Annotated in this window: 10 protein-coding genes; all 10 read left to right on the top strand. The window is 48.5% G+C overall.

The window, feature by feature from the left end; translation table 11 throughout:
• Positions 1-241 precede the first annotated feature (241 nt).
• Positions 242-988 carry a 3D domain-containing protein gene (locus PLA01S_RS27310; RefSeq protein ID WP_100538940.1) on the top strand — a complete coding sequence of 249 codons (747 nt, stop codon included), beginning with the start codon at positions 242-244 and terminating at the stop codon, positions 986-988.
• 131 nt (positions 989-1119) lie between these two features.
• Positions 1120-1413, top strand: coding sequence for a hypothetical protein (locus tag PLA01S_RS27305; RefSeq protein ID WP_174819260.1), 294 nt, complete (start codon positions 1120-1122; stop codon positions 1411-1413).
• A 195-nt stretch (positions 1414-1608) separates the two neighbouring features.
• Positions 1609-2721 carry a cell wall-active antibiotics response protein LiaF gene (gene liaF / locus PLA01S_RS27300; protein WP_127594965.1) on the top strand — a complete coding sequence of 371 codons (1113 nt, stop codon included), beginning with the start codon at positions 1609-1611 and terminating at the stop codon, positions 2719-2721.
• Positions 2722-2726: 5 nt separating this feature from the next.
• A complete protein-coding gene (locus tag PLA01S_RS27295; protein WP_127594963.1) occupies positions 2727-3809 on the top strand; it encodes a sensor histidine kinase in 1083 nt (360 codons plus the stop codon).
• 18 nt (positions 3810-3827) lie between these two features.
• Complete coding sequence (locus PLA01S_RS27290; protein WP_127594961.1) at positions 3828-4481, top strand: response regulator; 654 nt, start codon at positions 3828-3830, stop codon at positions 4479-4481.
• A 159-nt stretch (positions 4482-4640) separates the two neighbouring features.
• A complete protein-coding gene (locus PLA01S_RS27285) occupies positions 4641-6275 on the top strand; it encodes a S1C family serine protease (protein WP_127594959.1) in 1635 nt (544 codons plus the stop codon).
• Positions 6276-6404: 129 nt separating this feature from the next.
• Positions 6405-7091 carry a response regulator transcription factor gene (locus tag PLA01S_RS27280; protein WP_100538935.1) on the top strand — a complete coding sequence of 229 codons (687 nt, stop codon included), beginning with the start codon at positions 6405-6407 and terminating at the stop codon, positions 7089-7091.
• A 1-nt stretch (position 7092) separates the two neighbouring features.
• A complete protein-coding gene (locus PLA01S_RS27275; RefSeq protein WP_127594957.1) occupies positions 7093-8550 on the top strand; it encodes a sensor histidine kinase in 1458 nt (485 codons plus the stop codon).
• 52 nt (positions 8551-8602) lie between these two features.
• Positions 8603-9553, top strand: a complete 951-nt coding sequence (locus PLA01S_RS27270) for a 4-hydroxy-3-methylbut-2-enyl diphosphate reductase (RefSeq protein WP_127594975.1) — start codon at positions 8603-8605, stop codon at positions 9551-9553.
• A 664-nt stretch (positions 9554-10217) separates the two neighbouring features.
• Positions 10218-11174: an ABC transporter permease gene (locus PLA01S_RS27265; RefSeq protein WP_127594955.1), complete on the top strand. Its 957-nt coding sequence runs from the start codon at positions 10218-10220 to the stop codon at positions 11172-11174.
• Positions 11175-11202: the final 28 nt, after the last annotated feature.

Raw genomic sequence — 11202 nt, 5'->3', positions numbered from 1 at the left:
TTAGATATAGAATTTATGAGTTATCAGTGGAACTGATGAAATTCTATATCGCAAGAAAACCTACCTATTCATCGCGGTCGCTCATCCTTGAAGTGGCCTCGATAGAGGATTTCTTATCAAAAGCGGACTTTTTGAACAACCTCTATAAAGCTTAAGTAACAAGGGAACATGCAAACCTCTGCCATCACGTATATTCTATTTGGGAAGTGGGAACCCTCGCTAGTAAGGGGGAGGTACTCACATGATCCAATGGAAAAAATGGCAGAGGTTTTTTGCTGGTTTTATTTTATCAGCCGTCTTGTTTAGTGCAGGTTCTTCAATAGTAGAAGCCCACAATCTGATTCTAAGCGAATCCTATGGTTCGACGGACTTCAGAAATGTATATGATCCGGCCGGGGAAATTCAAGGCTCCGATTACGTGGAAATGTCTCGCTTCTATGCGCTTCGTGTAGTAGGTTTTAGCGATATGAATAGATACCTGGAAGTTCCGGATACGGGGCCAAAGGCCAGCCAGCCTGGAAAGAAACGGGAATCCATGCCTGTGCTTGCGCCCAGGGAGGACCAGGTGCTGCATACGGTGAAGGTAACCGCTACGGGGTATACGGCAGGTTATGAATCGACCGGGAAGAAGCCGGGACATCCTCAATATGGAATCACCTACTCCGGGGTGAAGGTTAAACGGGATCGAAATACGCTATCTACGATTGCCGCGGATCCGGATGTATTTCCGCTTGGCAGTATTCTCTATATACCGGGTTATGGTTATGGAATCGTAGCGGATATCGGATCAGCGATCAAAGGGCAAAAAATCGATCTTTATTTCTCCACAACCAAACAAGTGTTCAAGGAGTGGGGGAAGAAGGACGTCGAGGTACAGGTCATTAAAACCGGAAGCGGCAAATGCACGGAGGAAATGCTGAGAACCCTGGATACCGCGATCGAAACCTATCGTTTCCTGCCTTCATCCGTTCTGGAGGAAGCCATTTAGGGTGATTTTGGCGCATAGATTGGCAGTAAACATTTAAGAATAATGCCTCCCTGTTCATCACATACTACTTTTCGGGGGCCAAACCCCTGAAGAGGATGATGGTATTGCATATGAACAGGGAGGTGAATACTGTGGCTAAAAAGAACAAAGTACAAGAAAACTTTAAAACACCGAATGAAAAGTTTAACGCTGAGTTTGCTGAAGACACCAGCATAGCCAGCAACCCAAAAGGGAATTCCAAAGTTCAAGAGAACTTCAAAACACCGAATGAAAAGTTTAATGCTGAGTTTGCTGAAGATACCAGCATCGCCAGCAATCCAAAAGGGAATTCGAAAGTTCAGGAGAACTACAAAAAGCCGAACGAGAAGTTTGATGCTGAGTTTGGCGAGCTGAACACACCAGGGGACCATTCCGCTAACCGTTAAGGTTTAGATGTCAGCGTCCGTTCGTGAAATAAGACCTCCGCTATAGCGGGGGTCTTTTATTATGGCGTGATTCCCATTTTTATCCATGGACTCAGTCTCAAGACCGAGATCAACTTCATTCCACCGCCGCTAACCTGTTCATTGCAATATGTTGTACACTGTAGTTAAGAAAAAATAGAACTGGAAGGCAAGGGGATGACCATGAGTAGAAAAGGATGGAGCCAGCTTAGCAACGGTTTGCTGCTCATCGGTATTGGTGTGGTGTTTCTTCTAAATCAGCTCGATATGATACATGTGGATCTTGGTTATATATTCAAGACCTTTTGGCCGGTGTTCATCATCTGGTTCGGGCTGCAAAGCTTAATTTATGCCCGTGGAGGAGCACTATGGGGCTCCGTTGTGCCGATCATTATCGGATCGTACTTTCTTGGAAAAAACCTGAATTTGATTGACTTCTCATTCGGCGATCTGATCAAGTATGCGATTCCGATTATCCTGATTGGGTTTGGATTGCAGGTTATTTTCAAACCGAAGGATCATACGCCACCGCCATCGCCGCCAAGTCCGGATGACTTCAGCTCGCATCGGCGCGACGATTACAACATTCCTGATCCGCCTGAAGCGCGTCCGCTTGATTCTTCTCTGGATGAAGAATTTGAACGGAGATTTGGTAAGACAGACAAGGCTGACAAGACTGAGAATACCTTGCCCGATCCTGAACTTGAATCACCGGATTATCATGAGCCGGGTAAGGGTTACCGCTGGCAGGGGCAGCATCATGAACGCCAGCGCCAGGACCGTCAGGATCGCAGCCGGTTCAGGGTTCATGTTGATTTTGACGATAACGGCAGAAGCTACAGCGACGGATCGGATTATAAGGATGAACAGCACGGGCACCATCATCATCATCAATCTTGGCATAGCCATGATGCGGTGAACAAGTCCTCTTTTATCGGGGACGTGCATATGGGAAAAGATTATTTTCAGCTGAAGCCGACAAATATCTCGCAGTTCATCGGTGATACGGTGCTGGATCTGACCAAAGCCCAGATCCCTTACGGAGAAACGAAAATCAACATCTCGGCGTTTATCGGGGATGTAAAGGTATTCGTTCCGAATGATTCGGATGTCGGCATTCATGTCACGACCAACTCCTTCATTGGCGATATGAAGGTGCTGGAGGAGAGCCGCAGCGGCTTTATGAGTAATGCCGGTCTGGAAAGCCCGCATTACAGGGAAGCGGGTAAGAAAATTCGAATCACCGTTAGCGTATTTATCGGTGATGTCAAAGTGAATAGGGTAGGATAACCGTTATGATGGGGATATTGAAAAATACCAAATGGGTGATACTGTTTTACTTTCTGTTGATTGGAGCCGGGGTTGCTGTTTTCCTGTATACAGCAAACCAATCCGGCTACATACATATTGAAGATAACCGGCTGTGGGTGTATTACACGGTCGGTGTACTTCTGTTTACGGGGATTGCGGGATATATCGCGGGACAGCGCATTCAGCGACCGCTGGACCTGCTCCATCTGAACATGCTGCAGGTTGCCAAAGGAAATCTGAATGTACGGCTGCCGGCCATGGAAGACGGCTCTTTTGCCAGAGTATACGATGAGTTTAACGGAATGACAGAAGCGCTGGAGAAGAAGATGAAGCTGCTGCAGCGCCTGGGTGAGCAGGATGTCATTGAGAAAGAGATTGCCGCGGAAGCCGCAGTGCTTGAGGAACGACGCCGGATGGCAAGGGATCTGCATGATACGGTCAGTCAGCAGCTGTTCGCGATTCATATGTCGGCTTCATCGCTTCCAGCGGTTCTGAAGCGAAACCCGGAGCAGGGCGATAAAGTGCTCGGTCAGTTGATTGAGATGTCTCACGTGGCACAGAAGCAGATGCGGGCGCTGATTGCACAGCTTCGGCCTGTTGAACTGGAAGGAAGAACCCTAGAGGAGGCACTTGAACGATGGTTCCCGGATTACTGTCGCCAAAATGGCCTGAAGGGCATGAAGGATGTCGAACTCTACGGCGGGGTATCGGATGCGATTGAGCATCAGCTGTTCCTGATCATACAGGAAGCGGTAGCTAATATTGTGAAACATGCCGGTGCAGGCCTTGTCAGCATGTCGCTTCGTGAGGATCAGAAACGCGTGATTTTAAGCATCAGCGACGACGGGGTTGGGTTTGACGAGGTGGCAGGCAAGCAGGGTTCATACGGGCTGTCCACGATGCGTGAGCGGGCCGAAAAGCTTGGTGGACAGGTCGATATTATAAGCAAAAAGGGCGCAGGGACGACCGTTCGCGTGAATATTCCGTTGTTTGAGGCCGAGGGCAATCAGGGACCGGCTGCGGAAGAGGGCAAGGATGAGGAAGTGCTGGCTGAGCCAGTGGAATAGAGAGGGGACAACATCATTATGGGTACGATTCGGATATTGCTGGCGGATGATCATGATATGGTTCGTATGGGATTAAAAACGTATTTGTCGCTGGATCCGGGATTTGAAGTGATCGGAGAGGCGGCAAATGGCCAAGAGGTCGTTGATATGCTAAGAAATGGGGATGAGGCAGACCGGCCGGATCTCATTCTTATGGATCTGATGATGCCGGTGATGAACGGGGCGGAGACCACGCGTGCGGTCATGTCCGAGTTCCCGGACCAGAGGATCGTGATTCTGACCAGCTTTCTCGAAGACGAGCTTGTGGTTGAGTGCATTGAGGCGGGGGCTGTCAGTTATGTATTGAAGACCGTTTCGGCCGACGAGCTCATTTACGCCCTTCAGGGAGCGTTCAGGGGCATGCCGGTCATGACCAAAGACGTGTCGGAAGCACTCACCCGGGGGATCCGCCGACATATGGTGAACGGCGACGATTCCGGGCTTACCGAGCGCGAAAAAGAAGTGCTGCTGCTCATTGCCGAAGGCAAGAGCAACAAAGAGATCGGCGAAGAGCTGCATATCAGCATTAAAACGGTCAAAACCCATGTCAGCAATCTGCTGATGAAGTGTGAGCTGGAAGACCGCACGCAATTGGCGATTTATGCCCACCGTAAGGGATGGGTAAAAATATAGCGACTCTTTCGGATCAGATTCCTTTGACGCGGCCTTAGCTTTCTTTTTATCTGCCTTTTAATTGTTTTTAAGGTACTATTAAGGTTTATAGTACACAATAAGAACAGTTAATCAATGAAACCACTTGGAAGCAAGTGATTTAAAATAGGAGGTAGACCTATGGACGACCAAAGAAAGCGCTACGGGTATCCGGATGATGAGGGAATGAACAACGAGTCGAATAACAATGAAGCACCGAGACGTGAGGAAGCATCCACGAAGAATTCGTCTTATTACTATTCTTACGGACCGTTTCAGTCCATACCAAGCGAACGCGATGATCAGCAGACAGAGCAGCCATATCAGAGTCGGGAATCGCAGGAAGTGGAAGTTACCGCTCCGCAGCCTATCAAACCGATTCCATCCTCCGGTTTCTCGCAGTCACATTCCTCCGGAAGCCAGGGTGGCGGCGGGTCTATGGATTCGATGAAAAGAAACAAAGAATGGAATTACAGCCAGAAGCCTAAAAATTCCGTGAAGACGGTGCTGCTGTCCTTCTTGGCTGGTGTCCTTGTCATTTCGAGCCTGATGTTTGCCGCTGACCGCACGAACCTGTTTACGCCTGATGCGGCGTATTCATCAGAGCCAGCCCAAGAAACCTCAGCGAAAGTCGATGATAACGGCGGAGCTACTACGGCATCGGCCATGATTCCTTCGAATCCGGGCGATGTATCGGCGGTTGTGGACCAGGCAAGTCCAGCCGTCGTGCTGATCGAGACGCTTGTGAACAGCAGCAATCGCCAAAGCACGAATCCGAACATGAATGATCCGTTCTGGTACTTCTTCGGCGGGGGTCAATCGAGTCAGGGAGGAAATGGCGGAAACAGCGGAAACGGTGGAAGCAGCAACAACGGAGGTCAGGAATCCCAGCTTCAGCCTTCCGGCATCGGCTCGGGTTTCATCTTTGAGAAGTCTGGATACATTTTGACGAATGAGCATGTGATCCATGGCGCCGATGTGATCCAAGTGACGGTACAGGGTACCAAAAAGCCGTATGAAGCGAAGCTGCTCGGTTCCAGCTATGAGCTCGATTTGGCCGTACTCAAAATCGAAGGGGCCGATTTCCCATCAGTACAGCTAGGTGACTCTGACTCGCTGAAGGTTGGTGAATGGCTTGTTGCCATCGGTAACCCGCACGGTTTTGAACACACGGTAACCGCAGGCGTACTTAGCTCGAAGGAACGGGAGATCGATATTCAAGGAACGAACGGCGAAGCTGAGCGTAATTACGAGCATCTTCTGCAAACCGATGCTTCGATTAATCCAGGTAACTCCGGTGGACCGCTTCTCAATCTGAAGGGCGAAGTTATCGGGATGAACGTAGCCGTCAGCGCGGAAGCGCAAGGGATCGGATTTGCGATTCCGTCCAGCACAATCAAGGAAGTTGTGGAATACCTGAAGAATAATCAAGAAGTGCCGAAAGAACCGGTTCCGTTTATCGGGGCAAATCTGGGAACGGTCACTCCGCAAATTGCTCAATCCCTGGGTACCGACGTAACGGAAGGCTCTTACGTTGACAGCGTTGTATTCCGTTCGCCGGCTTATGAAGCAGACCTGCGTCAATACGACATCATTGTAGGCGTGGACGGGACGAAATATCCGACCTCGAAGGATCTGACTGAATTCATACAATCGAAGAAAGTCGGAGACAAAATTACGCTGAATGTGGTTCGTAACGGCAAGAAGATTGATCTGCCGCTGACGATTGGGGACCGTAATAAGTTTGATCTATCCCAACAACAACAGCAACCGTAACCCTGGATAGGCGTGACAACAAGCGGAAGGGACCGTTCCCTTCCGCTTGTCTTGTCCTTAAGGCGACCGATATAATGGGATTGTAACGTCGTACTAAATTTAACGCTAGAAGATAGAGGAGATGCCGCTATGCGATCCCGGATATTAATTGTAGATGATGATGAGAAAATAATTTCCATGCTGCGCAGGGGACTTGCGTTTGAGGGCTATGACGTCCTGACCGCATCCAACGGAGCGGAAGGCTTGAAGGTGATATTGAGTGAGGAGCCGGATGTTGTCGTTCTGGATGTGATGATGCCTCAAGTCGATGGATTTGAAGCGTTGCGCAGACTCCGGGAAGGCGGAAGCACAGTACCTGTGCTGATGCTGACCGCGAAGGATGAAGTGGAGAATCGGGTAAAGGGACTGGATACCGGAGCGGATGATTATCTGGTCAAGCCCTTCGCGCTGGAGGAGCTGCTTGCCCGCGTACGGGCCTTGCTGCGCCGTAAAACCGGTGATGATTCCTCTAACCACCGACTGACCTTCGAGGATCTCGTGATGGATACGGATGCAAGGGAAGTTATTCGCAGCGGGCAGAGACTGGAGCTCACCGCGAAGGAATTTGAGCTGCTGCATCTGTTTATGCAAAATCCGAAGCGGGTGCTGTCCCGCGATTTAATAATGGATAAAATATGGGGCTATGACTACAGCGGGGAGTCCAACGTGCTGGAGGTTTATATCGCCATGCTCCGGCAGAAGACCGAGGAACATGGAGGTAAACGGCTGATCCAGACGATCCGCGGAGCCGGCTATATTTTAAGAGGAGATAATTAGCATGTCCATTCGGTTAAGACTGACAGCATGGTATACCGGCATTTTATTTGTGACACTGCTGATTTTCAGCTCGGCGGTGTATGGCTTTGTCCATTTGTATACGTATGAGGAGTTAAAGCAGCGATTAGTACAGGAAGCAAATAAGATTGGTTACACATCTTCGTCTGTTGCACTTCTACCGGATCGTTCCTCCGCGCTTAATATGGAGGCAGCTGATTTATACGTTCAGCTGTATACTTTCTATAATGGGTCCATCTGGAGATCTGGGAATATGGAGTTCAGTGGTTTGCAATTTGAGAATCCGACTGTAGACAGAGCATTAAGTATGACCAAACCCGGAGAGTTTAAACGGTTTTCTTTTAATGGGGCATCCTTCATTGTATACGAATCCCCGGTCGTTGAAACGAACTCAAGGAAATTATTCGGATGGCTTCAGATCGGAGTAAGTACGCGAACCATCGAGCAAACCTTAGATCGACTCCAGTCCATCCTCATCATGGGATCCGCAGCAACACTTGTCATTGCCTCAACATTAGGCTTGTTCCTGGCACGAAAATCCATGAAACCGATCGGCAAGGTCACGGAGGCGGCCGAGCAGATTCAGAAGGGGACTGACCTCAGCGTACGAATCGAATACGATGGGCCAGAGGACGAGATCGGTCAGTTAATCGGGACGTTTAACGGGATGCTCGAGAGGACGGAGAGCTTTTACAAAGAGCTTGAGGATGCCTATGCGGCACAGCGCCGGTTTGTATCGGATGCTTCGCATGAACTCCGAACGCCGCTGACCACCATCCGGGGGAATGTGGATCTTCTCCATAAGATGTGGACGGAAGCTCCTGGCGAGAGAGCGAATATGGACGAAGAAACGATTAAGCAGATCTCGGTTGAAGCGGTGGGCGATATTTCCGACGAAGCGAAGCGGATGAGCAGACTGGTGAACGACATGCTGTCTCTGGCGCGGGCCGATACCGGCCAGACCTTTGAATTGGATCCGGTCCCTCTGCAGCCTTTGGTTGAAGAGGTCGCACGGCGTGCTCATTTCCTCGAGAAAACCGCTGAGTGGCATGTCGGAGAGCTGTCTGTCCTGAACGGTGTTTATGTAGAAGGAAATAAGGACTACTTGCAGCAGATGCTGTTCATCTTTATCGAGAATGCGTTCAAGTATACGCCGGAGGGAGAAGTCAGCCTGGATGTCGTCCTGTATAAGGGGCAGGTTGGTCTGCGAATTTCGGATACGGGGATCGGCATGGATAAGGATGAAGTTCCGTTTATATTCGAGCGTTTCTATCGTGCGGACCAGTCCAGAGGCGTGACGAGCGGGACCGGTCTTGGCTTATCCATCGCCAAATGGATTATTGATGAGCACAAGGGCTCCGTCGAGGTTGTTACCCGAAGAGGGGAAGGCAGCACCTTTATCGTCTGGCTGCCCGTCGTCTTTGCTCCTCCTCTGGAATAGGTTATAATAGACTGGATACTTTACGTATTACAACGGAAAGCAGGTGAAGATCATCGAAGTCTTGAAAATATCACCGAGAGGTTACTGTTACGGTGTCGTTGACGCTATGGTCTTGGCACGTCAGGCGGCCCAGAATCTGGATCTTCCTCGGCCTATTTATATATTGGGCATGATTGTGCATAACAGTCATGTCACGCAATCCTTTGAGGATGAAGGTATCATTACCCTGGACGGTCCGAATCGGATGGAAATCCTGAGTCAGGTGGAGAGCGGCACCGTTATTTTTACCGCACACGGGGTCTCTCCCGAAGTACGCAAGCTTGCGAGAGATAAAGGGTTGACCACGCTCGACGCAACTTGTCCTGATGTTACGAAAACCCATGATTTGATCCGGGAAAAGGCAGCGGACGGGTATGAGATCATTTATATCGGGAAGAAGGGACATCCCGAGCCGGAAGGCGCGATCGGGATCGCTCCGGATCACGTGCATCTGATCGAGAAGGAAGAAGAGATTGAACAGCTTCAGGTAAAATCATCCCGAATCATCATTACGAACCAGACGACGATGAGTCAATGGGATATCAAGCATATCATGAAGAGTCTGCTCGATAAATTCCCTGGGGCGGAGATTCACAATGAAATTTGTCTTGCAACGCAAGTCCGGCAGGAAGCGGTAGCCGAGCAAGCCGGCCAGGCGGACTTGGTCATCGTGGTTGGCGACCCGCGCAGCAATAACTCCAATCGTCTTGCCCAGGTATCCGAAGAGATAGCCGGCGTACCGGCTCATCGCATTGGCGATGTGACGGAACTCAAACGCGAATGGCTTGAAGGCGTAGGCAAAGTGGCTGTGACATCAGGGGCATCAACACCGACTCCGATTACCAAAGAAGTCATTGCCTATCTGGAACAGTATGAACATGATCAGCCGGACACTTGGGAGATCAAGCGTACGGTGAATATGAATAAATTGCTTCCACCTGTACGGGTGAAGAGCAAGTCATAAGAGATTTTCTGAATACAACCGTCGCGATTTGGTCGTGACGGTTGTATTTTTTTTGTTGATATCGGTGCTTCCTTAGTATTAACCAGTCATCGTTATACCACAGGGCCTCTTGCTTGGAATTATATACGCCACTGTTATTCATTGATTAATATCATTTTTACTGTGAATTTAGTAGAGAAGCAGTTCCTTTTTTCGAACAAGGGCAGAAGCGTATATTTTTCATGATCACCTATGATATATTAGGGGTTCCGGTCCATTGACATTACAGAAAATGGTTTATAACATACCAGCACAGCAGCGTTCAGCTAAACGTTGATGATACTATGAATTTCTCAGCCAAATAGAGCTAATTGAAACTCTCCCCTTGTGGTGTATGGTGGAACAACCGTTCATGTGAAATGAACCTGACACTATTGACGCAAGGGGATTTTCTATGCCTCCGATTAAATATCGGAAGGGTGATAGTTAGACAACCTGGCCTGTTAAAGCTTCCTTTTTAGGACTCTCATAACACCGTAAATATCCCATGCCCTGTAAGCGTTTCATTTTTCAATTGAATAATATCATTTTTCGTTGAATAGGCAAATGTTTATATTGGATCATTTATTCTACAATGTTAGACATCAGGTAAACTTCATGGCATAGAACACACGGGGGGTTGGACATGGCGCAAATATCCGTAGAACAGGAAACTGTTCCAAAACGGAAGAGAGACAATGGATTCATTCGCTTTTTTAAACAGTGGGATATTCAGTTAATGGTACTTCCCGCTCTCGTACTTATTTTTATTTTCAGTTATATACCGATGTACGGTATTCTGATGGCGTTTCAGGATTTTAATATCTTCAAAGGCATGGGAGACAGTCCTTGGGTAGGGATGAAGCATTTCCGGATGTTCTTTGAGTCTCCAGAGTTTATGAACGTGATGCGAAACACCATCGTTATCAGCTTACTCAAGTTTTTGATTGGCTTTCCAGCTCCGATCCTGCTTGCGTTGATGCTGAATGAAGTTCGACATCTGTTCTTCAAGAGATTGGTGCAGACCGTCAGTTATTTACCCCATTTCTTATCCTGGGTTATCGTATCAGGGTTTGTGGTTTCCTTGCTTTCTACCGATAACGGAAGCATAAACATACTGATGGAAAAAATGAATTTGATTAAAGAACCGATTAATTTCCTATCCATTCCTGAATACTTCTGGGCGATCCTGGTAACCACAGGAGTTTGGAAAGAAATCGGATTCTCCTCCATCGTTTACTTGGCCGCAGTTGCGGGAGTGGATCCTCATATGTACGAAGCGGCGGATATGGATGGTGCAAGCAAATTTAGACAGATATTCACGATTACGTTACCATCCATCATGCCTGTTGTTATCATCTTTATGATTCTTGCAATAGGTAATCTGCTCACTGCAGGTTTCGAGGATATTTTGCTCTTGGCTAAGAACCCTGTGTTAAGAGAGGTATCCGACGTAATTGATACTTATGTTTACCGGATCGGTATTGAAAACTCCAGGTTCTCCTATGCAACGGCTGTAGGCTTGTTCAAAGCGGTAATCAGCGTGATGCTTCTGACAATTGCTAACGTGATTGCACGCAGATCAGGTAACAGTCTATGGTAAACGAACATGGTGATGAAGGGAGCGGTTA

It is taken from the genome of Paenibacillus lautus NBRC 15380, from assembly GCF_004000945.1.
Lineage (GTDB): Bacteria > Bacillota > Bacilli > Paenibacillales > Paenibacillaceae > Paenibacillus_AQ > Paenibacillus_AQ lautus.
Note: the sequence above shows the minus strand (reverse complement) of the source record. Positions and strands in the feature narration are given on the sequence as shown.

What these genes read in the sequence shown, in the direction of transcription:
- PLA01S_RS27285 (WP_127594959.1), top strand. Translation starts at nt 4,641, where the DNA reads ATGGACGACCAAAGAAAGCGCTACGGGTATCCGGATGATGAGGGAATG.
- PLA01S_RS27275 (WP_127594957.1), top strand. Translation starts at nt 7,093, where the DNA reads ATGTCCATTCGGTTAAGACTGACAGCATGGTATACCGGCATTTTATTT.
- PLA01S_RS27295 (WP_127594963.1), top strand. Translation starts at nt 2,727, where the DNA reads ATGATGGGGATATTGAAAAATACCAAATGGGTGATACTGTTTTACTTT.
- PLA01S_RS27310 (WP_100538940.1), top strand. Translation starts at nt 242, where the DNA reads ATGATCCAATGGAAAAAATGGCAGAGGTTTTTTGCTGGTTTTATTTTA.
- PLA01S_RS27280 (WP_100538935.1), top strand. Translation starts at nt 6,405, where the DNA reads ATGCGATCCCGGATATTAATTGTAGATGATGATGAGAAAATAATTTCC.
- liaF (WP_127594965.1), top strand. Translation starts at nt 1,609, where the DNA reads ATGACCATGAGTAGAAAAGGATGGAGCCAGCTTAGCAACGGTTTGCTG.
- PLA01S_RS27265 (WP_127594955.1), top strand. Translation starts at nt 10,218, where the DNA reads ATGGCGCAAATATCCGTAGAACAGGAAACTGTTCCAAAACGGAAGAGA.
- PLA01S_RS27290 (WP_127594961.1), top strand. Translation starts at nt 3,828, where the DNA reads ATGGGTACGATTCGGATATTGCTGGCGGATGATCATGATATGGTTCGT.